Here is a 22391-nt window from a genome sequence, read left to right on the forward strand (position 1 = left end):
TAAACTTGGCTCAGCAATCGTTGGTTATTTCTTTGATTTCTCGCGGAGTAACTTACGATGCTGATAATCAGTTGACTTCAGTCTGACAGCGCAAGCACCCACACGAATTGCTTGATTCAATTGTTAAAGAGCGGGTGGTTAAGATCTTTCGTCTCAACCGAGGCGCGCATTCTACAGCAGCACCCGTTACTGTCAAGCGGTTATTTTCCGAAGCTTTCAAAGTTTCCTTTGCAACTTCAACCACTTGCGCTTCGATCAACTTCACGTTGCTCGTTAGCGGGAGGCGAATTCTACAGCGTTACAACCTGCTGTCAACCACCTTTTTTCACCGCTTTCGATCAACTCATCGAAACCTCTTCCTCGCCAATCAAACCGGCTAACTACTTGATTACCAAGGAGTTTTCCGTTTCATCTGCTCCGGAAGAGGTGCGAATTATAGACAGATTCGAGAGGCCGTCAACCGTTAATTTGAACTTTCTGGAAAAAGGCATTTCAGCCTCGCTTTAGAACCTCTTCTATATAAGAAGAAAATCGTATTGAGCAATATATTGCTCAATAGCTAGTTATTAAGCATCATGTCGTCCATTGCACCACCTGCCCGATGACCGTGGACCCGATCTCCAATGAACAACGATGCTCGCAAGCTTTCTTCCATCCTTTTCCCGATTGGGTTGTTACTGATTGCCATGGCATCCATACAAACGGGTGCCTCCCTGGCCAAGAGCCTCTTTCCTATAGTGGGGGCTCAGGGGACCACGACGCTAAGGCTCGTGTTCGCGAGCGTGATTCTCCTACTCACCCTACGGCCCTGGCGTGCGCGCTTCACTGCCAAATCCCTACGTACGATCTTCATTTACGGTATCGCGCTGGGTGGCATGAACTTCCTCTTCTATATGTCACTGCGCAGCGTGCCCCTGGGTATCGCCGTTGCGCTCGAATTCACTGGCCCGCTTGCAGTTGCACTGTATTCGTCACGCAAGGCGATCGACTTCGTCTGGATTGCGTTGGCTGCCACCGGCCTGCTACTGCTCATTCCCATGGGCGAAACCAGCGCGAACCTCGACCTGACGGGGGTTGTCTACGCCTTGGGCGCCGGGGTTTGCTGGGCTGCCTACATCCTGTTCGGCCAAAAGGCCGGGGAAGACAACGGCATTCAGACCGCAGCGCTAGGCGTATTGATTGCTGCGATATTCATCGCCCCCATCGGAATGGTGCACGCAGGTACTGCGCTGCTCGATATTGCATTGATACCGACCGCCATTGGCGTGGCGATTCTATCGACCGCCCTGCCCTACAGCCTGGAAATGGTCGCGCTCACGCGTATGCCTGCACGAACGTTCGGCACCCTGGCCAGTATCGAACCGGTGTTTGGCGCTTTATCCGGGATGCTTTTCCTGCATGAAAACCTGACACTTCTGCAGTGGCTGGCGATCGCCGCGATCATCCTGGCTTCAGCCGGCGCGACACTCACTTCCCAACGAGAAACATCGCAACTGGTGCCAGCCGATTGACGGATGTTTTGCCTGAAAATGAGATGTTGCTAGCATTTGTAACGTCGTTGAGCCATGTTTAGCGCCAGGCGATGCTCTTATCTGGATTGCAATCCAGGCAGGGCAGTACGCCGCCTTGTAGCAAGCTACTGAATTCAGGCTGGGCGCCGCTTCTGGTCGATGCTCAGGTAAGGAAGGGAATGAAACACATTTTTATAGTGTTGGCGCTCTTGATAGCTACGGGATGCGCGGCAACATCAAAACCGGTCAAACAGACCAAGCGCGGAATTCACATCAACTGTTCCGGCCTGTCTTCTTCGTGGGAAAAATGCTACGAAATGGCAACCAGCTCCTGCGTTTCGCAGAACTACCGGATCATCGCCAAATCCGGTGACGCAGCAGAAGAGCCCGGCGACTATCCCTTCGGGCTCAATCCAGCCGGCTATACCAGCCGCAGCATGATCATCGTTTGCAAGAAACCGGCAAACCCCTAGCCGCAGGACTGCCGGTCCAAGTGCGCCTTGGCCCGCTGCCAAAGCGCAGGAACTCCCGTCAGATCCTGGCAGTGCGAGTGCTCAGCCATTCCAGAGCAGCGCCTTGCAACAAAGGCGTCAAACGTTCCCGTACCTCGGCGTGGTAATCATTGAGCCACGCACGCTCATCCTCGGCTAACAAGGCGATATCCAGGCATCGAGTGTCGATAGGGCACAAAGTCAGCGTTTCAAACTTCAGAAACTCTCCGAATTCAGTCTTGCCCGCCTCGCGGTTGATCACCAGGTTTTCAATCCGAACCCCCCACCGACCTGGGCGATATGTGCCCGGTTCGATTGAAGTGATCATGCCTGCGAGCATCGCGGTTTGCGGCGTAGTCGGCGCCTGATAGGCAATGACTTGCGGACCTTCATGAACATTCAGGAAGTAGCCCACGCCATGTCCAGTGCCATGACCGTAATTGACACCGCCCGCCCAGATAGGCGCACGAGCAATGGAATCCAGCAGAGGTGACAGGATTCCTTGCGGGAAATGCGCGCGGGACAAAGCAATCACACCTTTCAACACCCGGGTACAGTCCTGCTTCTGCTCGGCAGAGGGCGTACCGACCGGCACCATGCGTGTGATGTCAGTAGTACCGCCCAGGTACTGACCGCCCGAATCGATCAACAACAAGCCGTCGCCTTCGATCTGCGCAAATGCTTCCTCGGTGGCCCGGTAATGCGGCATAGCGCCATTGGCGTTGAATCCGGCGATGGTGGCAAAGCTGGCAGAGACATAACCCGGACGCCGCTGACGCGCCTGACCGAGTTTTTCGTCAATGGTCAACTCGCTGACCGGTTCGTGGCCCAGGGCCGAATCCAGCCAGGTGAAAAACTCGCACAGCGCCGCACCATCCTGCTCCATTGCCTGACGAATATGCTGGGTGTCTGTTTCGGTTTTCTGCGATTTGAACAGGGTGGTCGGGTTCAAGCCTTCGACGAAAGCGACTTCACTGTCCAGGTAATCGAGCAGCCCACAGGTCACCCGTGCGGGGTCGATCAACAGGCGAGCGTCCTTGGGGACTGCGCGTAACGCTGCGCCGATCTGCGTATATTCCAGCAAGGTGACACCATCTGACTCCAGGCTTTGGCGGATGCCTGCCTCGACCTTGGTGGAGTCAATAAAAAGACTGATGCTGTTGGGGCCAATCAACGCAAAGGAAATGAACACCGGGTTGTAGGAAACATCAGCGCCACGCAGGTTGAACAACCATGCGATGTCATCCAGCGTTGCAAGAAAATGCCAGTCAGCACCCCGCTCTGCCATGACCTTGCGCAGTCGAGTGAGTTTTTCGCCGCGGGCCACCGACGCCTGTGGTGGTAAATGCTCGTAGATCAGGTTGGTTGGCAATGCCGGGCGGTCTTCCCACAGTTCCGTCAGCAAGTCCAGATCGGTACGCAGTCGGGCACCCCGATCATAGAGTTTGCTGGCCAGGGTTCGTGAGGAGGCCACGGCCAGCACTGCGCCATCCACAGCAACGACGGTTTCAGCCTTGGCTTGCTCGGCCAGCCACTCCAACGGCCCCTGCTGACCTGGAACCAGCTTCACCAACTGGATGCCGCTGCCTGCCAGCTCTTTAGTTGCCTGTTCCCAGTAGCGGCTATCGGCCCAAAGACCTGCGAAGTCCTGAGTGACGATCAGCGTGCCTACGGATCCATGAAAGCCGGACAGCCATTGCCTACCCTGCCAATAGCCCGGCAGGTATTCGGACAGATGCGGGTCAGCCGAAGGCACCAGATAAGCATCGATTCGCTCGCGGCTCATCAATGCCCGTGTTTGTGCCAAACGTTGCGACACCACACCGCTGGTTGTCGATTGCATAGTCATGGATTCTCCTGCTGTCCCGAAAAGTGATCGCTATCGGGGCAGATAATGGAGCACCACTCAATACTGAGCAACCGCCCAGAACGCAGGCTGCACGAGGGAGGCCCGGATCAAACCGGCCGCATGATCGATATCCTGCTCACTGGTAAAGCGACCGAGACTCAGGCGGATGGTCTGACTGGCGGCTTGTGCGTCATACCCCAGGGCAAGCAGAACATGGGACGGCGTGTTCTTGGCCGAATTACATGCGGAGGTGGAGGAAAACGCCAGACCGTGACCCAGCGCCGAGATATCCAGGTCACTGTTGGTGAAGGTCAGGCTCAAGGTATGAGCAATGCGCTCGGTACGACTGCCATTGAAGTGCAGACCTGACACATCGGCCAGCAACTCACGCAACCGCAGGTTCAAACGCTGGATATGGGCAACTTCTTCTTCGAATAACTCTGCGGCCAACGCGAATGCTGCACCCATCCCGGCGATCTGGTGAGTAGCCAGAGTGCCGGAGCGCAACCCGCATTCATGACCGCCGCCGTGAATCTGCGCAAGTACACGTTGCTCGGCACGAGGGCCGACATACAGCGCGCCGATACCTTTGGGACCGTAAACCTTGTGGGCCGAGAATGACATCAAGTCAACTGCCAGCCCGGACAGATCAATCCCGACCTTGCCCGCCCCTTGCGCCGCATCAACGTGGAACAAAGCACCGTGATCGCGCACCCGTTTGCCGATTCCGGCGATGTCATTGAGCGTGCCCAGTTCGTTGTTGACCAGCATCAACGACACCAGAAAGGTATCCGGACGCAGTGCGGCTGCCACAGCATCAGCAGTGATCAGACCATCTGCATCAGGCGCCAGCAGCGTTACGTCGAAACCCTGATCCTGCAGTTGCTGCGCGGTATCGAGGATCGCCTTGTGTTCAATCTGGCTGGTGATGATGTGGCCGCGCGTCTGACCGTTGCGCTGCGCATGGGACTGCGCGACACCCTTGAGCGCCAGGTTGTTTGATTCAGTTGCGCCGGACGTCCAGATGATTTGGGCAGCCTCAGCGCCGACGAGTCCTGCAACCTGTTGCCGAGCCAGTTCGACGGCTGACCGGGCATTCTGCCCATAGGTATGCGAGCTGGACGCCGGGTTGCCGAAATTGCCGGACATGCCCAGGCACTGGACCATTACCTGAATGACACGCTCATCGACAGGAGTGGTAGCCGCGTAGTCAAAATACAGCGCAATATTTTTCATAAGGTCACTCTAAAATGCGCAGCCCGGAACACAGGCTGTTGTCGCTAGTGGTATCCCTGGCTCATTCGCAATCTGCGAGGCCAGGATCTGAGGCCATGGGGTGATGATGCACCAAAACCATTAGATCAAAAAATTATTAATTATTATTTATATATTCTATCAAGGAATATAAGGACACAACCTTGCGCGGGTTCAGTCAGTAAGGACGATATGAAGCACATCAGGAAATGTCCTACCGTTACAGATACGAAGCACATTCCATGCCCGCCAGCCTCCGGTTGACTGCCCGTGTGCGCCCTTTACAGGTATGAGAGAGCCAGAAGTCTGAAGCCGTCACGTATTACCGACGGTTTTTTATAAATGCATCGAACGAGTGTTAAATGGATCTCCAGACACACTCATTTGAACATGAAGTGCCAATACTGCATTTGTACGGCACTCGTTGACGCACTTGGCGACTAACTTCTGGCGTTAATAAAACGACTTATCCCAGGCAACAAGCCGTTAAGCGCCTCACTGTAAATGTGTCCAAAAAACGTCGTCGCACCGTAGCAGTGCACGTGATGTTTTTTTGACTCCCATATAATTCAATAAGTTACGGAATATTTGTAACCGCTTATCAAAAATTTAACAGAAACTTGACGAAATAATTTGACAGAAAGCCCGTCCCCATCGATATATATGCCTGTCAAACATTTCCCAGCCAGTGCAGCGTCGCCCCAGAGCGATACGCCGGAATGTTCGACCGATACACCACTTGTTCTGCCCAAGACGTTAGTTATTACTACGGCGAGTTATTTGCGTCGGTGGGCGTCTTTCGTCTGATGGAAACTGAATAAATTGCTGAGTTTGCTCGGTATGGCGGTAGCTTGGCGTGATGCTTTGCTCCGCCAGATAACAAGTTCATTCAAGCACTTACATGCCTGTAGTCGATTTCAACCAGTCCGGATGTCCAGGATTTGGGCGGTAGCGTGGCTGCAAGGGCGCCATTTGAGATGAATAAAACAGGCCCGCCGATACGGTGAGCCCTTTACTTCGGACCCACAGGGTGTGAGTCATGCCATTTTCATTGCATATGAATGATCAGCAAGTAGAGCAATTGGCGGCAGAAATAAACGCCAATGGCTTTGCTCGGTTGCGCAACGTGATCAGCCAACCTGAATTGCAACAACTGCGCGGCTTTACGGACGCGCACGCACAGCTGCATTACGGCGAATATTTTGCCTACCACGGCGAGAAGGCACTGTCGCAAAGTTTGCTTGGCAGCATCTGGGGCAATCCTGACTTCAAACAGCTGGTCGGCGCCCTGTACCGGCAAGCGACTCACCAGGAGTCGGCAAGTGATCGAATCTTCCCGGTGCTGCGTTGCGTGCAAGGCAATCAGGGACAGAAAGAGTCCAACTGCTTTCACTTTGACGCCAGCCTCGTAACCGCCCTGGTGCCGATATTCATTCCCACCGAAGGCAGTGATCGCGGCGACCTGATGGTGTTTCCCAATCTGCGCAAGGTACGCACCAGCGTACTGCTGAACGTGATTGAAAAGGCGCTGGTCCAGAACCGCTTCACACGCAAGTTGATGACGCTGGCCATAGATCGCGGCTGGCTCAAGCCTCAGACAATTCCGCTGGTCCCAGGCGATATCTACCTGTTCTGGGGCTATCGCTCATTACACGCCAATAAGGCGTGCGGCGTCGGCGTCAAGCGGGCGACTGCGATCTTTCATTTCGGCGATCCTCATGCGGGCAGTCTGGCCACCCGGCTGATTCTGCAATTCAACCAGCGTCGCGCACGTCGGGTCAGCGACAAGACCGGCACTCAGCCTCCGAAATCGACCCTCGGCCAGTAACCAGGGCCGCAACCAACTTCAGGGCATTTGCAGTTCCCGCGTTCAACGTTAGACATGGAGGCTTCGATGATCAACGTAACCAAAACCTACCTGGGCGATATCGGCAAGTTCAAGACCTACATAGAAGGCATTTATGCACGGGGTTGGTTGACCAATCACGGGCCGCTGGTAACGGAGCTGGAAGATCGTCTCAAGGATTATCTGGGCGTCAAACACATCATTCTCACCAACAACGGCACACTTGCCCTGCAAGTCGCCTATCGCGCCTTGAACCTGAGCGGCAGCGCCGTGACCACGCCCTTCAGTTTCGTCGCGACCAGCAGCTCGTTGCAGTGGGAAGGCATCCGGCCGATCTTTGCCGATATCGACGCCAGCACCTGGAACATCTCCCCGGATCACATTGAAAGCCGCATCGAGCCAGACACTTCAGCCATCGTCGGCACGCATGTGTTTGGTAATCCATGCGCCGTCGAACGTATCGAGGAAATTGCTCGCAGGCGTAACCTGAAAGTCGTCTACGACGGTGCCCATGCCTTCGCCGTGCGGCATGCCGGACAGTCTGTTCTTAACTGGGGTGATGTCAGCACCTTGAGCTTTCACGCCACCAAGCTGTTTCACACAGTCGAAGGCGGCGCGATCATCACCAACGATGATGAAATAGCCAAGCGTGCCTACCTGCTGTGCAACTTCGGAATTGCCGACGTCGACAAGATCGACGGTATCGGCATCAACGCCAAGCTCAATGAGTTCTCTGCGGCCATGGGCCTGTGTGTACTCGATGACATCGAGAACATTCTTGAAGAGCGCGCCGAAATTGCCTACCGCTACACCTCGCGACTGGAAAACTACCTGGACCTGCAACAGGCAGAAGCCAACAGCCAGCTCAACCACAGCTATTACCCGGTGGGCTTGCGGGACGAGCAGCAACTGCTGCGTGTGCGTGCCGCACTCAACAACCGGGATATCAATCCGCGCCGGTACTTCTACCCATCGCTGGATACCCTCGAATATCTGCAGCCGCAGATCCCGCAAACCGAATCCCGGTCCTTGAGTGAGCGCGTGCTATGCCTGCCGATTTATCCCGGCCTGCAACGCGCTGATCAGGACAAGGTGATCAACACCATCATCGACGAATGCAGCTTCAGCAACGCCCATTACCAAAGCCCTGTGCTCGCTCAGGTCATCTAGTGGCTATGCAAACGAAACGCTCCGTGATCCGCAACACTGCATTGAACTATGCCGGGCAGGCCTACGTCTTGCTGGTAGGCATCCTGATCATGCCGTTCTACCTCGGCCATCTGGGTGCCGAGGCCTACGGCCTGATCGGGTTCTTCGCGGTGATGCAGGCATGGTTGCAATTGCTTGACGCTGGCCTGTCGCCCAGCCTGGTGCGTGCCGTCGCCCACCAGCAAGGTACGCCGGCCAGCGAACGTAATTCGGGACAGCTGCTGCGGTCGTTCGAGATCATTTTTCTGCCGCTGACCCTGTTGTCCTGCGTCACGATTTACCTGAGCAGCCCGTGGATTGCCCTGCAATGGCTCAATGCCAAAGAGTTGCAGCCGCAAACCTTGATTCATTGCATCAGCCTGATGGGTGTGGTGATAGCCCTGCGCCTGTATTCGACACTCTACAAAAGCGGTATCCAAGGCCTGGAGCAACATGGCTGGCTCAACCTGGCCAATATCATCATTGCCACCCTGCGCTACTTCGGCGGCCTGCTGCTGGTCAGCAGCTACTCCCAGGATCCGGCGGACTTCTTTGAATTCCAGGTCGCAGTAGGCCTGATCGAAACCTTGATGTTTGCCGGGCGCGCCTATCAGCAAATGCCGACGCCGCAGTGGCTCACCGGGTTCAACTGGCGACTGGTCAAACCGATCATTCCGTTTGCGGCGAGCATGTCATTCACGGCGGTGCTGTGGATCGTGCTGACACAGATCGACAAAGTGCTGCTGTCCAAGCAGCTGCCTCTGGACCAATACGGCTACTTCTCGTTGGTGGCGCTGATCACCACCGGGATCTTGATGCTGGCCAATCCTCTGGTGCAAACCCTGCTGCCGCGTTTGACCGTATTGATGGCAGAAGGTCGCCGCGACGATATGCACCGGCTGTTTCTGGCTGCCAACCGCTTCGTCTGCACGTTTCTGTTTCCGCTGGCTGCGGTGATTGCCTTGCATGCCCAGCCCTTGATCTACGCCTGGACCGGCGATCAGATCGCGGCGCAATGGAGCCGTTCGATCCTGTGCTGGTACGCATTGGGCAGCGCGATCATGGCCGTCAGCGCCTTTCAGTTCTATCTGCAATACGCCTACGGGCGAATGAATCTGCACGTCTGGTACAGCATCGTTTCAGCGGTGATCACCGTTCCGGTGGTGTTCCTGGCGATTCATTACCAAGGCGCCTATGGCGCGGCGCTGGCCTGGTTTTTCCTGCGCATCGTGTCGTTCGCGGTGTGGCCGATGATCGTTCACAACCACTTGGCGCCGGGCATTCACGGCACGTGGTTACGCGACATCCTGCGCATCAGCTTTATGACCGGCATCGGCCTGGCAATCAGCGAGCCACTGTTTCGCTTGATCGCGGCTGACGACCGTTTCAGCGTGTTCGCCGGTCTGGCGGTCAGCGGTCTGATCACCTTGATCGTCGTGGCGGCCAGCGACAAACCGCTGGCTTCGAGAATTTTCATTTTGTTCAGCAAACCGAGTACCTGAGCCATGGATGACAAGACATTAGAAACGTCCACTGCCCCGTCCCAGCCACCGCTAGTGAGCATCGTCTGCCCTGCCTACAACCAGGGAGCGTTTATCGCTCAGACACTGGACAGTTTTCTGGCACAACAGACGACGTTCAATTTTGAAATCCTGATCAACGACGATGCCTCCACCGACGGCACGGCACAGATCATCGCCGAATACACCGAGCGTTATCCGACGATCATCAGGCCGTTCTATCAAACGGTGAATCAGTTCCAATATGGCAAGCCCTGCGTGCCGGGTCTGTTTGCCAAAGCCCGGGGCCGTTATATCGCGTACTGCGAAGCCGACGACTACTGGACCGACCCGCGCAAGCTGCAAATCCAGGTGGACTTCCTGGAAAGCCATCCGGACTACGTCATCACTTATCACGACGCGGTGGCGTTCGACAGCGAAGGCGAGAAAGGTATCCAGTTGCAGGGCAAGTTACGCAGCGATGCGACGGCTCTGCAACTGCAGAAGGCCCGGCCGATTTCGACCCTGACCGTGTGTTTTCGCAATATGTTCAGCACCCTGCCGCCAGAGCTGCTGATGCCGGTCGCCCCGCTCAATGACATGTGCTGGTGGTCGCTGCTCGGCGCCTTCGGCAAAGGCAAGTTTCTCGCCCAGATCAAACCCGCCGCCTACCGCGTGCATCCGGGTGGCATTTTCTCGATGCGTACCCATAAACGAAAACTTCATATGAGCCTGCAAACCTGTAGCAGTCTGGCTAATTACTACAACCGGCAGGGCAATCAGGAACTGTACGAATACTTCCTTATGCAAACCATCGGCCTGGCGATTTCTGCTCTGGCGCCGGTGCATAAGCTGCAGGCGCTGTTGATGGTCGCGCGAAATTTCACCGTCAACCTCGGCAAGCGGCTGATGCCTTCGATAAGCAAGGGCCATGTTCAGTAACGTCCTGGTGATCTGCATCGGCAACATCTGCCGCAGCCCCATGGCTGAAGCGCTGTTGCGCCAGCGTGTACTGGCGGCCGATGTGCAGATCGCCTCGGCGGGCACCCACGCGATGCTTGATTCGCCAATCGACCCGCTGGCCCAGGCGGTTTTGCAGATGCACCACGTGCCAACACTCAGGCACCGCGCCCGCCAGATGGATCGCGACATGTTGCATCAGGCCGAGCTGATCCTGCTGATGGAAAACGCGCAACTCAAAAGCGTTTTGAGGTTGGCACCCGAAGTTCGCGGCAAGACTTTTCTGATTGGCAAATGGCAACAACAAATGGAAATAGCCGACCCCTACCGGCAACCAAAATTAGCCTTTGAACAGACCTACGAGCACCTCTCGCGATGTGTCGACGACTGGCTACCTTATCTTCAGTCAGGAGAAACAAGATAAATGACCGCTATGAACCGTTCTTCCCTGGACTACTACCAGGACTCCCGGATCGATCTGGCAACTATCTTGCGCACGTTATTCGACCATAAGGGCCTGATCTTCTCGATCGTCGGGCTGTTCTGCCTGGTCGGGCTGGCCTACGCGATACTTGCCGAGCCGATCTATCAGGCCAACGCGATGATCCAGATCGAGCCGAAGAAAATCGGCATCGAAGGTACACCGGAAGTTTCCAACAAACCGATGTCGGTGTCCCAGGCGACTACTGAAATCGAGCTGATCAAGTCGCGGGCAGTGCTGGGCAAGGTGGTGGATGACCTCAAGCTGAACATCGTGCAGCGTCCCGATTACTTCCCGATGATCGGCGGCTACCTCAGCCGCACGTTCAAGCCGGAACGTCCGGGCCAATTCGCCGAGCCGTGGTTCGGCATGTCTCAATACGCCTGGGGCGGCGAGAAGCTCGACGTCTTCCAGCTTGAGGTTCCCGAAGATCTGCTGGGTGAAAAACTGACCCTCGTCGCAGGCAAGCCAGGCTTCTTCACGCTGTATGACAAGGACCGCAACCAGATTCTCAGCGGAGCCGTGAACCAGACCGTCGAAGGCCATGGCGCGAAGATCCAGGTCGCCACGCTCAATGCCCGGCCAGGGACTGAATTCACGGTTTCCAAACTGCGCACGTTGACCGCCGCGCTCAATTATCAGGAGCGCCTGAAAATCACCGAAGCCGGTAAAGACTCGGGAATCATCTACCTGGCGTTGCAGGACCCGGACCCGGAAAAGGCCAACAGGATCGTTGACGAGATCAGCCGTCTTTACGTACGCCAGAACGTCGAACGCAGTTCCGCCGAGGCCGCCCAACGCCTGGACTTCCTGCGCTCGCAACTGCCGGCCGTACGCAAACAGCTGGAAGCGTCGGAAGTCGCCTTGAACAACTTCCAGACCAGCGCCAAGTCGGTGGATCTGAGTATCGAAACCAAGGGCGTGCTGGATCAGGTCGTGAAACTGGATTCGATGCTCTCGGAGCTCAAGATGCGCCGCGTCGAACTGGAGCGGCTGTACACCCGCGAACACCCGAACTATCGCGCCTTGATGAGCCAGATGAGCCAGCTGGAAGCGCAAAAACAGGGCCTGCTGAAAAAGATCGAGACACTGCCGGAAACCCAGCAGGAATTGCTGCGCCTGACTCGCGACATGCAGGTCACCAGCCAGACCTACACCTTGATGCTGAACAAAAGCCAGGAGCAGGACATTTTGCGCGCCGGCAGCATCGGCAACGTGCGCATCATCGACAACGCCGACGCCAACGTCGAAGAGCCGGTCAAGCCGATGAAAAAACTCATCGTGCTGATTGCGACGTTGCTGGGCGCCTTGGTCGCGGTCGCCACAGTGTTCGTTCGCCAGGCGTTCTATCGCGGCGTGGACAACCCTGAAGTCATCGAAAACATTGGCATGCCGGTGTACGCATCCCTGCCCTACTCGCGCCAACAGGAACGCCTGGAAAAGAACAATCAAAGCCGCACGACCAGCAAGGAATCCAGACTGCTGAGCGTATCGGCACCTACCGAACTGGCGGTGGAATCCCTGCGCAGCCTGCGTACCAGCCTGCATTTCGCGATGCTCGAAGCACGCAACAATGTGCTGATGATTTCCAGCCCGTCGCCAGGCGCCGGCAAGTCATTCGTTTCCAGCAACCTGGCAGTGATCATCGCCCAGACCGGCAAGCGCGTGCTGCTGATCGACGCCGATATGCGTAAGGGTTACCTGCACAAGGTGTTCGGCCTGCAACCCAAGCACGGTCTGTCCGACACGCTGGCTGCACGCCTGAAAAGCACCGAAGTCATCCATCACACCGAAGTGCGCAACCTGGACTTCATTTCCTGCGGTTTCGCGGCGCCCAACCCTTCGGAGCTGTTGATGCATGACAACTTCAACAAGATGCTCACCGAGCTCTCGCCGCTGTATGACCTGGTGCTGATCGACACGCCGCCGATCCTGGCCGTGACCGACGCCACCCTCGTCGGTCGCCAGGCCGGCACATGCCTGTTGGTCACCCGTTTCGGTCTGACTTCGGTCAAGGAAATCGAAGCCTGCAAGCGCCGACTTGGTCAAAACGGTGTAGTCATCAAGGGCGCCATATTCAATGGCGTGCTACGCAAGGCCTCGACCGCAGATTATGACTGTGCCGCCTACGGATACGACTACAGTCCAGTACGCAAATAACGAGCAAAGATCACCCAACACACTTAAGGAGTTACGCATGGCCAGGACCATAGCAATGATGCAGCCATACCTCTTCCCCTACCTGGGCTATTTTCAATTGATCGCAGCAGCAGATGTCTTCGTCCTGGGAGACGATCTGCAATATATCCGTTCCGGCTGGGTCAATCGAAACCGCATTCTGAACAACGGCGAGGCGAAGCTGATTACCTTCCCGCTGAAAAAGGATCGCTTCGAGCTGCCGATCATGCAGCGCCAGTTCATCGACACCTTCAGCGACGAAGCCGAACGCCTGATCAACATCATTACCCAGAACTACCGCAAGGCGCCGTACTTCGAACAGGTCATGCCTTTGGTGACGCGCCTGATCCGCTTCCCGCAGCAGAATCTCGCGCTGTACGCCGAGCACGTCATCCGCGAACTGTGCGCGTATCTGCACATCGTGACGCCGATTCTGCGTGGCTCGGACCTGAAGCTGAACTCGTGCACCGACAAGCAGGACCGGGTGATCAACATCGCCCACACCTTTGCCGCCACGACCTTTCTCAATCCCATCGGTGGTGCCGAACTGTACGACCGCGACCTGTTCGCCAGGAATGGTCTGCTGGTGCGCTTTTTCAAAATGGATGAAGTGGTCTACCGGCAACTCGGCAAGCCGTTCGTACCCAATCTGTCGATCATCGACGTGCTGATGTTCAACTGCGTCGAACAGGTCCAGGCCATGCTCGCCTGCTTCACCGTCAGCGATGGCGCCGGTGGGAATCAAGAGGACCTGCTGGCCGAACTCGTCAGCCAGCAGGACGCCACAAAGCCCTCGTTCACACGCACCGCAGTGGAGTGAATGTATGTCTCAATTCAATAGCCCCGCCCGTTGGTACCTGATCCAGACCAAGCCGCGTCAGGAGGCGCGCGCAGAAGAGCATTTGCAGCGGCAGAGCTTCGAATGCTATCGGCCGCTGAAGGCAGGCGAGCCGAAAAAGCGCACGCCGAAAGTGGCGAGCGAAGAAGAGTTGTTCCCGGGCTATCTGTTCATCCGCATGGATCAGGTGCATGACAACTGGTACCCGATTCGTTCGACCCGTGGCGTGGCGCGCATCGTCACCTTCGGCGGTCATCCGGTTCCGGTCCAGGATGAACTCATCGAACAGATCCGCCAACGCTTGCATGAACCCGTCGCCAAAGTCGATTTCCGACAAGGCGAGCGCGTGATGATCAAGGCCGGTGAACTGTGTGATATCGAGGCGATTTTCCTTGCTGCTGATGGCGCCGAGCGTGCCGTGATCCTGCTTAACCTGCTGCAACGGGAACAGAAAGTGGTGTTGCCGATGAGCAGTCTGTTGCGGATGGAAGCCAGGGTCTAAGGCAACGTTTCGCCAAGCCCCGGTTATTCACGCGCACCGGGGTTGCGGCACTACCTTCATCTCTATTCCGGACGGAACCTCAGCATGACTCAACTCACGACATTGGTGACGCTCACCTACGGTGACCGTTTCAACTATTTGCACACCCTTGTCAGCCGCTCGCTGGAAAGCCCGTTGATTGACCGTGTGATCATCGTCAGCAACGCGTCGGTTGCCCCGCTGGAAAACCTGCGCACTACCTGGCCCGGCCAGGTCGACATCATCTATCTGGATAACAACACCGGTTCAGCCAAAGGTTATTCGGTGGGCATCAAGGCCGCACTGGATGCCGGTGCCGAATATATCTGGCTGATGGACGACGATAACGCACCGACTCACAACGCCATCGCGACTTTGCACACATGCCTGCGTCAGCTGGAAGAAATCGATGGCCGCGACAAGTCAGCGGTGCTCGGTTTTCGCCCAACGCATCAGGCCGACATTGCCGCCGGGGTGCCCGGTCGTTTCGCCATTCAGCGCCGCTCCAGCTTCTTCGGTTTTCACATTGCGCAACTGCCCTACAAGCTTTGGCGCCGTCGCCCCTGGGTGCATCCCCAGCGCAAGCAAGACAAGATCCCGATGGTGCAATTGCCCTTCGCCACCTACGGCGGCCTGCTTGCCCATCGCAGCCTTTATCAGCGCATCGGCCTGCCCCTTGATGCCTTGATGCTGTATGCCGATGACAGTGAATACACCTGGCGGATCACCGCCGGTGGCGGACGCATCTTCCTGGTGCCCGACGCGCTGCTCGACGACCTTGAAGATTCATGGAACATCAAAGCGCGCACCAGCAATATTTACGAGAGTTTCCTGCTTGGCGGCTCGGACCTCAGGGCTTATTACGGAGCCCGCAACCAGGCCTGGTTCGACAAAAACATCTGGGCTTCATCGTCGGTGCTGTACAGCCTCAACCGCTGGATGTTCTTCCGCCTGTTACGCCTGATCGCCAAACGCCGTGGTGCAGAACAACGCCTCAACCTGATCGAAAAGGCCATTCAGGATGGCGAGGCAGGCGTGCTGGGCCTGAACCGCTCCTATCCCCTATGAAGTTGTTATTCATCTCTAGCCTTTACGCACCCAATATCGGTGGCGGAGCAGAGATCATCCTGCAACGCACCGTCGAAGGCCTGTACAAGCGGGGCTATAAGGTCGCGGTACTGGCGACCGGAGCCGAGTCCGGCCTCAAGGAGGAGATGATCAATCAAGTCAGGGTGTATCGCGCCGGACTGCGCAACTTCTATTGGCATTTCAGGGATCAGCGCCCTGGGAAACTGGCGCGGTTGGGCTGGCATCTTCGCGATCGGTATAACGGCGGCATGCGCGAATACGTAAGGCGAGTGATCAAGATCGAGAAGCCCGACCTGGTGGTCTGTCACAACCTCACCGGCTGGTCAGTGTCGGCATGGGATGAAATCACCGCCGCCGGCAAACCGATCGTGCAGGTGTTGCACGATCTGTATCTGCTCTGCCCGAGCAGCACCATGTTCAAAGACGGCGAAAGCTGCCGCAACCAATGCAGCCGCTGCGAACATTTTCGTAAAGGCCATGATGATCGCTCGGCACAGGTCGATACGGTGGTAGGCGTCAGCCGCTTCATGCTCGACACCCTGCAGGACAACGGCTACTTCAAGAACGCCCGTGGCTTTGTTGTCCACAACGCCAGCCCTTGCCCTGCCCTGCCGGTGAAGGCAAAAACAAATCCGGACCCGGCACCCAAGAAAGCGCCGCTGCGCTTTGGCTTCATGGGCACCCTCTCGGAGCCTAAAGGCGTGCGCTGGCTGATCGAACAATTCCAGTCGCTGCCCTTTGACGCAACGCTGCAAATTGCCGGTCGCGGACAACTTGATGACGAAGCCCGTTTCAAGGCGTTGGCAGCTGAGGCGCCCCGTATCAGTTTTGTCGGTTATCAAGCACCCGAGGTGTTTTATAAACAGATCGATGTGGCCATCGTGCCGTCGATCTGGAATGAACCGTTCGGCATGGTCGCCGTCGAGGCCTGCGCTTACGCAAAGCCGGTGATTGCCAGTCGCATGGGCGGCCTGCAAGAGATCATCCAGGACCAGCTCAACGGTCTGTTGTGCAGCCCCGACGATCCGGATTCCCTGGGGCTGGCCATGCTCAAACTGCACCAGCAACCGGCTTTGCTGGCACGCTTGAGTTCCCAGGCCCGAGTCAGCGTTGCTTCGCTGCTGGACATGGATCTGATGCTCGACAGCTACCAGAGTATTTTTGCCCAGACCCTGCTGGACAAGATCGTACGGCACGATGAGCCGTCGGTTTCCGGACCCGGCCAGGTCAATCGCTAGACATAAGGAAGTGTTATCCATCGGCCCGTGACTCACCTGAGCAAGCGCTCCGGACCGTGCCTCTTCATTGAGACAAAATATGCCCAAGCCGCCCATCGCCCGATCGCGACCGCTGACGATGCTTGTGATTTGCCTGTTCATGAGCTGTATGGCAATCGCCGATGAGCGATTCATCATCGGCGTCGATACTCACTTGATGAACAAAAGCAGTTCGTCGGCCAAGGCACTGCAACTGCTCGAAGAAGCCGGAGTCGATTCGGTACGCGATGATGCTTACTGGTCGACCGCCGAACCCCGACGCGGCATGTTGCGTATTGACCCGGCCTGGCAAGCCTATTTGAGCAAGGCCCAGGAGCATCGATTGCGTCCCTTGCTGGTGTTGGGTTACGGCAATACCTATTACGGCAACTACGCCAAGCCTCGTACTCCACTGGTCAAGGAAGGTTTTGGCAACTACGTGTCATTCGTGACCCGTGAACTGGCCGACAGCGTGGACTTTTACGAAATCTGGAATGAGTGGGATAAAGAAAACCCCGTGGATCCGGGTTTCGCCAGGGACTACAGCAACCTGGTGGAAGAAACCGCGCAGCGCATCCGTCAGCAGAAAAAACCGGTGACGATTCTTGCCGGCGCGGTGACCAGCCTGGGCATGGATCTGGGTTTCGCCGACCGACTGGTGGAGGCCGGCGTACTCAACCAAGCGGACGGTCTTTCGCTGCATCCTTATGTGCATTGCCGGCATGAGGAGCGACATACCCCGGAACGCTGGATCGCCTGGCTGCGCTGGGTGGACGCTGATCTCAGGGCCTTGGCTTCGCGGCCGGTGCCCTTGTATCTGACCGAGATGGGCTGGCCCAGCAACACCGGTAAATGCGGCTTGAGCGAACAGACCCAGGCCGCCTACCTGGCGCGCAGTTTCTTCCTCGCCCAGACGCTGCCGGATATCAAAGGGCTGTGGTGGTACGACTTGTTCAACGATGGCAATGACATCAATGATCCGGAGCAGAACTTCGGTCTGCTCAAACAGGATCTGTCGTTGAAGCCGTCATACCTGACCCTCAAGGCAATCAGCCCGATTCTGCATGATTACCGCTACGACGCCGAAAAAAGCCGCGAGCTGGATTCAACCTATCTGCTGCGCTTTGCCAAAGGCTCGGAGCAGGCGCTGGTGGCCTGGACAACCGGTGAACCGCGCTTGATTCGGGTCGAGGCAAGCAGCGTACAGCGCGGCAACGTCCTGCTGATTGACAGTGGCAAGCCGGGTAAAGGGTTGATCGATACCGGCATTGCCTGGGATTGCAACGACAGCCGCTGTTCGGCCCAGGTGCCCATCGACGAATTTCCGAAAATCATCAGTCTGGGCAGTAAGCCACCGCTGTTTGCCCAATGAGTTATTAGTCCAATAACTACGGCGCACAGCGCCCAGGTATCGCGCAGTGCGAGCAGCCCATCGGTCAAGGCCTGCTTGCGCGAACCAGTCAATCGACCCAATTCTCTTTTCAGGTCGCGCCCCAATGATTGTGATCAATGCCCGTTTTCTGACCCAGGAAATACGCGGAGTGCAGCGTTTCGCCGAGCAGACCTGCCTGGCCCTCAAACAGCTGCGAGACGATGTGGTTTTCGTCGCTCCCCACGACATCAAATTGCACGAAAGCGCGAAAGCGCTGAACGTACAATGCATCGGTCGCAACAGCGGCCACCTGTGGGAACAACTGGATTTGCCGCTGTACCTGTACCGCCATGGCAACCCGTTATTGGTCTCGCTGACCAGTACCGCGCCGATCTGGTACAGCAATCAGATAGCAACCCATCTGGACATCAATTACATACGCTACCCACAAAGTTATTCCCGAGCGTTTCGCACCGCTTACCGCACCCTCACCCCGGTGCTGCTGTCCCGGCTCAAGGCGCTGATGACCGTGAGCCAGTTTTCCAAGGGCGAGATTGCAAGCTTTTATGGCTTCCCGGAAAACCGGATCTACGTCATCCCGGCGGCGGTCAGCGACGCGTTCGTACCGGCACATTCTGCTGTCGATCAACCTGAATACCTGCTGGCGGTTTCTTCGCCCAGCGCCCACAAAAACTTCAACCGCATGATCCAGGCGTTCCTGAGCCTGCGCGGTCAGGAGAACATTCAACTGCATATCGTCGGTGGCGGTAACGATGTTTTCGCTGACCCCAACCTGCAACGTCTGGCCAGCCGCGATCCGCGTATCCGCTTTCTGGGACGACTCAACGACGCTGAACTGATTGCGCAGTATCAGGGCGCAACAGCTTTCGTCTTCCCCTCGCTGTATGAAGGGTTCGGCATTCCGCCCCTTGAGGCCCAGGCCTGCGGTTGCCCGGTATTGGCCGCCAACGCCGCGTCGATTCCGGAAGTGCTGCAAGCCAGCGCGTTGTACTTCGACCCGCTGGACGTCAGCCACATGGCCGCGGCCATGGAGCGCATTCTGACCGACCTGCCCCTGCGGCAATCCTTGCGGCGTCGTGGTTTGACCAACGTCCGGCGCTTTTCCTGGGAGGAATCAGCACGCCGGGTATCGCAACGCATCGACGCGCTGATCAACGCGCAATCCACTTCCGCGCCGACATCTCGAGGGGCGGTCACAGACTCTTCTTCAGGCAAGTCTTGAGGCGCCGAGGGAAACGGTCAGTGCTTTCACTGCATGGATAACGCCTGGCTCACCAGGGCAAACAACTCAACAACGACACGCCGAGACGCAGCCTGCCCGCGTCTGAAGTGGAGCATGTGCCAATAGAAGGGAAACCCAATGAGAATAGCTATAGTCCACGACTGGCTGGTGACTTACGCCGGTGCCGAGCGCGTACTGGCGTCGCTGCTGAACGTCTGGCCCGAGGCCGATCTGTTTTCCGTGATTGACTTTCTCAGCGACCAGGATCGCGCCCATCTTGGCGGCAAGGTCGCCAAAACCACTTTTATCCAACGCCTGCCCAAAGCCAGGACGCACTATCAACGCTACCTGCCCCTGATGCCGCTGGCTATCGAACAGCTGGACCTGTCGGGCTACGACTTGATCATCAGCAGCAGCCACGCCGTGGCAAAAGGCGTGCTCAGCGGCCCTGATCAATTGCACATCAGCTACGTGCATTCGCCCATTCGCTATGCCTGGGACCTGCAACATCAATATCTGCTGGAGTCCGGAATGAGCACCGGCTTCAAGAGCAAACTGGCACGCATGGTCCTGCACTACATCCGCATGTGGGACCAACGCACGTCAGCTGGCGTGGACGACTTCATTGCCAATTCGTACTTCATCGGCGGGCGGATTTCCAAGGCCTATCGTCGCGACTCAACGGTGATTTACCCACCGGTGGATACCGTCAATTTCACGCCCCAGGACATTAAGCAGGACTATTATTTCACCGCGTCGCGCATGGTCCCCTACAAACGCATGCCGATGATCATCGAGGCGTTCGCGGCCATGCCGGACAAGCGCCTGATCGTGATCGGCGACGGCCCGGAAATGGCCAGAGCCAAAGCCATTAACGCACCCAACGTCACGCTGCTCGGGTATCAGCCATTCGCGGTATTACTGGAGCACATGCGCAACGCCAAGGCCTTTGTCTTCGCTGCCGAAGAAGACTTTGGCATCAGCCCCGTGGAGGCCCAGGCCTGTGGCACGCCAGTGATCGCGTTCGCCAAGGGTGGCGCTCTGGAAACCGTCTGCGGTCTGGATCATCCGCAACCGACCGGCGTGTTTTTTCATCAGCAAACCATGGCTGCCGTGGTTGCCGCCGTGGGCGAGTTCGAAGCCGCGCAGTCGCGGATCACCGTCCAGGCCTGCCGGGAGAACGCCGAACGTTTTTCCTGCGAGCGTTTCGAGGAAGAGATCAAATATTTCGTCGAAAGCCGCCTGGCCGCCGCACGTCTGGCACGTCAACCGGCGCAATACCGCATGCCGCAAGCCACCCCGATCCTGGTCAACAGCGACCTGAGTGCACGTGTCGTCCCGATCAAATCTGTCTGAGCGAGCAACGTCTATGCGTACGCAAGTTCGCGGCATTCTTCATGCGCATCAATCCCTGTTGTCGGTTGCCCATCGCCTGCTGGATCTGACAGTGATCGTGCTTGGCGGTTACTGGCAAAGCCAGCAGGATCCGTCGGTATCCAGCGCCGAAGCCTGGCTGCAGATCCTGCTGGCGGTGCTGGTCTTCCACTGGCTCAGCGAATTTCACCAGATGTACGGCTCGTGGCGCGGCGAACGCATCCTTCGTGAGCTGACCAAGGTGTTCAATTATTGGGGGCTGACCTTCGTCATCCTGCTGTCCGTGGATTACCTGCTGCTCAACCATGCGCAACTGCCGGATGACAGTCAGATGACCTGGTTCGCCTCGGTCCTGGCGGTGCTCTGCGGCTATCGGCTGTTGATTCGCAGCGTCCTGCATGGTTTGCGGCGGCGCGGTTTCAACACCCGTCGGGTGGCCATCGTCGGCACCGGCCACGTCGGCGAGCGCCTGGCGGAATCGATTTCCGGCGCGCCCTGGATGGGCCTGCAATTGCTGGGTTTCTACGATGTGCAGCCACAGCAGTTGGATGCCAACGGTATCGAGCCTCAGGTTCCGGTGCTGGGGGATCTGAACCAACTGATCGAAGATGCGCGCCAGGGCCGTATCGACAAGGTTTACATCACCCTCGGGATCGACGGCCAACCGCATTTGCATGATCTGGTCAAAGGCCTGAGCGATACCACGGCGTCGGTGTATGTGATTCCTGACGTGTTCATGTTCGAACTGCTGCACGCCCGCAGCGAGAGCATCAATGGCCTGGCCAGCATCAGCATTTTCGACTCGCCCATGGACGGCGCGTGGAGTCTGGTCAAACGCATCGAGGACATTCTGCTGTCCAGCGTAATCCTGCTGATGATTGCCCTGCCGCTGCTGCTGATTGCCATTTCGATCAAGCTCACCTCCCCCGGCCCGGTGCTGTTTCGCCAGCGTCGCTACGGCCTGGATGGCAAGCCGATCATGGTCTGGAAATTTCGCAGCATGAGCGTGCAGGAAAACGGCGAAGTGGTACGCCAGGCCACGCGCAACGACTCACGCATCACGCCGCTGGGCGCGTTTCTGCGGCGCACATCGCTGGATGAGCTGCCCCAGTTCTTCAATGTGCTGCGCGGCGACATGTCCATCGTCGGTCCGCGCCCGCATGCGGTGGCGCATAACGAGCAATACCGCAAGCAGGTCAACGGTTACATGCTGCGCCACAAGGTCAAGCCAGGCATTACCGGCTGGGCGCAGATCAATGGCTGGCGCGGCGAAACCGACACCCTGGACAAGATGCAGAAGCGCGTCGAATTCGATCTGGAATACATCGAGCACTGGTCACTGTGGCTCGATCTGAAAATCATTCTGTTGACCCTGTTCAAAGGCTTTCTGAACAAGAACGCCTTCTGAACCCAATCATTCCCACAAGAACAATGCTCGGGGC

Annotated in this window: 18 protein-coding genes; 16 read left to right on the top strand and 2 right to left on the bottom strand. The window is 57.1% G+C overall.

The genetic code is table 11. From position 1 onward, the window contains the following. Positions 1–623 precede the first annotated feature (623 nt). Together rhtA and AFK24_RS18915 are read left to right on the top strand one after the other, a co-directional pair. The gene (gene rhtA, locus AFK24_RS18910; protein ID WP_065834680.1) at positions 624–1511 is read left to right on the top strand and encodes a threonine/homoserine exporter RhtA; all 888 of its coding nucleotides are present in this window, start codon (positions 624–626) and stop codon (positions 1509–1511) included. A gap of 179 nt (positions 1512–1690) precedes the next feature. After that, on the top strand, positions 1691–1984 hold the full coding sequence (locus AFK24_RS18915) for a hypothetical protein (RefSeq protein WP_065834681.1): 294 nt from the start codon (positions 1691–1693) through the stop codon (positions 1982–1984). Between the two features lie 58 nt (positions 1985–2042). Here AFK24_RS18915 and AFK24_RS18920 read toward each other — a convergent pair whose 3' ends face one another. Both AFK24_RS18920 and AFK24_RS18925 read right to left on the bottom strand, forming a co-directional pair. Beyond that, on the bottom strand, positions 2043–3851 hold the full coding sequence (locus AFK24_RS18920) for an aminopeptidase P family protein (RefSeq protein WP_065834682.1): 1809 nt from the start codon (positions 3849–3851) through the stop codon (positions 2043–2045). Between the two features lie 57 nt (positions 3852–3908). Then, positions 3909–5087, bottom strand: coding sequence for a cysteine desulfurase family protein (locus AFK24_RS18925; RefSeq protein ID WP_065834683.1), 1179 nt, complete (start codon positions 5085–5087; stop codon positions 3909–3911). Positions 5088–6144: 1057 nt separating this feature from the next. Here AFK24_RS18925 and AFK24_RS18930 point away from each other — a divergent pair. From AFK24_RS18930 to AFK24_RS18995, 14 genes are all read left to right on the top strand, one after another. Beyond that, positions 6145–6933 carry a hypothetical protein gene (locus tag AFK24_RS18930; protein ID WP_080482210.1) on the top strand — a complete coding sequence of 263 codons (789 nt, stop codon included), beginning with the start codon at positions 6145–6147 and terminating at the stop codon, positions 6931–6933. 66 nt (positions 6934–6999) lie between these two features. After that, the gene (locus AFK24_RS18935) at positions 7000–8121 is read left to right on the top strand and encodes a DegT/DnrJ/EryC1/StrS family aminotransferase (RefSeq protein ID WP_065834684.1); all 1122 of its coding nucleotides are present in this window, start codon (positions 7000–7002) and stop codon (positions 8119–8121) included. Between the two features lie 5 nt (positions 8122–8126). Continuing rightward, the gene (locus AFK24_RS18940) at positions 8127–9641 is read left to right on the top strand and encodes a lipopolysaccharide biosynthesis protein (RefSeq protein WP_065834685.1); all 1515 of its coding nucleotides are present in this window, start codon (positions 8127–8129) and stop codon (positions 9639–9641) included. A 3-nt stretch (positions 9642–9644) separates the two neighbouring features. Beyond that, positions 9645–10580 carry a glycosyltransferase family 2 protein gene (locus tag AFK24_RS18945; protein WP_065834686.1) on the top strand — a complete coding sequence of 312 codons (936 nt, stop codon included), beginning with the start codon at positions 9645–9647 and terminating at the stop codon, positions 10578–10580. Then, positions 10570–11022 (top strand): low molecular weight protein-tyrosine-phosphatase, encoded by a 453-nt coding sequence (locus AFK24_RS18950; RefSeq protein WP_065834687.1) that lies wholly within the window; start codon positions 10570–10572, stop codon positions 11020–11022. Before AFK24_RS18945 ends, AFK24_RS18950 begins: the two co-directional genes overlap by 11 nt. After that, the gene (locus tag AFK24_RS18955; protein WP_065834688.1) at positions 11023–13239 is read left to right on the top strand and encodes a polysaccharide biosynthesis tyrosine autokinase; all 2217 of its coding nucleotides are present in this window, start codon (positions 11023–11025) and stop codon (positions 13237–13239) included. Between the two features lie 37 nt (positions 13240–13276). Then, on the top strand, positions 13277–14077 hold the full coding sequence (locus AFK24_RS18960; RefSeq protein ID WP_240500415.1) for a WbqC family protein: 801 nt from the start codon (positions 13277–13279) through the stop codon (positions 14075–14077). A 4-nt stretch (positions 14078–14081) separates the two neighbouring features. Then, positions 14082–14597, top strand: a complete 516-nt coding sequence (gene rfaH / locus AFK24_RS18965) for a transcription/translation regulatory transformer protein RfaH (RefSeq protein ID WP_065834690.1) — start codon at positions 14082–14084, stop codon at positions 14595–14597. An 84-nt stretch (positions 14598–14681) separates the two neighbouring features. Next, positions 14682–15683 carry a glycosyltransferase gene (locus tag AFK24_RS18970; protein ID WP_065834691.1) on the top strand — a complete coding sequence of 334 codons (1002 nt, stop codon included), beginning with the start codon at positions 14682–14684 and terminating at the stop codon, positions 15681–15683. Further along, on the top strand, positions 15680–16942 hold the full coding sequence (locus AFK24_RS18975) for a glycosyltransferase family 4 protein (protein ID WP_065834692.1): 1263 nt from the start codon (positions 15680–15682) through the stop codon (positions 16940–16942). The genes AFK24_RS18970 and AFK24_RS18975 overlap by 4 nt, the downstream gene beginning before the upstream one ends. Before the next feature lie 79 nt (positions 16943–17021). Next, complete coding sequence (locus tag AFK24_RS18980) at positions 17022–18332, top strand: hypothetical protein (protein WP_065834693.1); 1311 nt, start codon at positions 17022–17024, stop codon at positions 18330–18332. A 124-nt stretch (positions 18333–18456) separates the two neighbouring features. After that, on the top strand, positions 18457–19575 hold the full coding sequence (locus AFK24_RS18985) for a glycosyltransferase family 4 protein (protein WP_065834694.1): 1119 nt from the start codon (positions 18457–18459) through the stop codon (positions 19573–19575). Positions 19576–19713: 138 nt separating this feature from the next. Continuing rightward, positions 19714–20931 (top strand): glycosyltransferase family 4 protein, encoded by a 1218-nt coding sequence (locus AFK24_RS18990; RefSeq protein ID WP_065834695.1) that lies wholly within the window; start codon positions 19714–19716, stop codon positions 20929–20931. A 13-nt stretch (positions 20932–20944) separates the two neighbouring features. Beyond that, on the top strand, positions 20945–22357 hold the full coding sequence (locus tag AFK24_RS18995) for an undecaprenyl-phosphate glucose phosphotransferase (RefSeq protein WP_065834696.1): 1413 nt from the start codon (positions 20945–20947) through the stop codon (positions 22355–22357). Positions 22358–22391 lie beyond the last annotated feature (34 nt).

Source organism: Pseudomonas syringae (assembly GCF_001698815.1).
Lineage (GTDB): Bacteria > Pseudomonadota > Gammaproteobacteria > Pseudomonadales > Pseudomonadaceae > Aquipseudomonas > Aquipseudomonas syringae_A.

Coding starts and splice junctions, on each gene's coding strand:
- rhtA (WP_065834680.1), top strand. CDS start 624: ATGAACAACGATGCTCGCAAGCTTTCTTCCATCCTTTTCCCGATTGGG.
- AFK24_RS18915 (WP_065834681.1), top strand. CDS start 1,691: ATGAAACACATTTTTATAGTGTTGGCGCTCTTGATAGCTACGGGATGC.
- AFK24_RS18920 (WP_065834682.1), bottom strand. CDS start 3,851: ATGACTATGCAATCGACAACCAGCGGTGTGGTGTCGCAACGTTTGGCA.
- AFK24_RS18925 (WP_065834683.1), bottom strand. CDS start 5,087: ATGAAAAATATTGCGCTGTATTTTGACTACGCGGCTACCACTCCTGTC.
- AFK24_RS18930 (WP_080482210.1), top strand. CDS start 6,145: ATGCCATTTTCATTGCATATGAATGATCAGCAAGTAGAGCAATTGGCG.
- AFK24_RS18935 (WP_065834684.1), top strand. CDS start 7,000: ATGATCAACGTAACCAAAACCTACCTGGGCGATATCGGCAAGTTCAAG.
- AFK24_RS18940 (WP_065834685.1), top strand. CDS start 8,127: ATGCAAACGAAACGCTCCGTGATCCGCAACACTGCATTGAACTATGCC.
- AFK24_RS18945 (WP_065834686.1), top strand. CDS start 9,645: ATGGATGACAAGACATTAGAAACGTCCACTGCCCCGTCCCAGCCACCG.
- AFK24_RS18950 (WP_065834687.1), top strand. CDS start 10,570: ATGTTCAGTAACGTCCTGGTGATCTGCATCGGCAACATCTGCCGCAGC.
- AFK24_RS18955 (WP_065834688.1), top strand. CDS start 11,023: ATGACCGCTATGAACCGTTCTTCCCTGGACTACTACCAGGACTCCCGG.
- AFK24_RS18960 (WP_240500415.1), top strand. CDS start 13,277: ATGGCCAGGACCATAGCAATGATGCAGCCATACCTCTTCCCCTACCTG.
- rfaH (WP_065834690.1), top strand. CDS start 14,082: ATGTCTCAATTCAATAGCCCCGCCCGTTGGTACCTGATCCAGACCAAG.
- AFK24_RS18970 (WP_065834691.1), top strand. CDS start 14,682: ATGACTCAACTCACGACATTGGTGACGCTCACCTACGGTGACCGTTTC.
- AFK24_RS18975 (WP_065834692.1), top strand. CDS start 15,680: ATGAAGTTGTTATTCATCTCTAGCCTTTACGCACCCAATATCGGTGGC.
- AFK24_RS18980 (WP_065834693.1), top strand. CDS start 17,022: ATGCCCAAGCCGCCCATCGCCCGATCGCGACCGCTGACGATGCTTGTG.
- AFK24_RS18985 (WP_065834694.1), top strand. CDS start 18,457: ATGATTGTGATCAATGCCCGTTTTCTGACCCAGGAAATACGCGGAGTG.
- AFK24_RS18990 (WP_065834695.1), top strand. CDS start 19,714: ATGAGAATAGCTATAGTCCACGACTGGCTGGTGACTTACGCCGGTGCC.
- AFK24_RS18995 (WP_065834696.1), top strand. CDS start 20,945: ATGCGTACGCAAGTTCGCGGCATTCTTCATGCGCATCAATCCCTGTTG.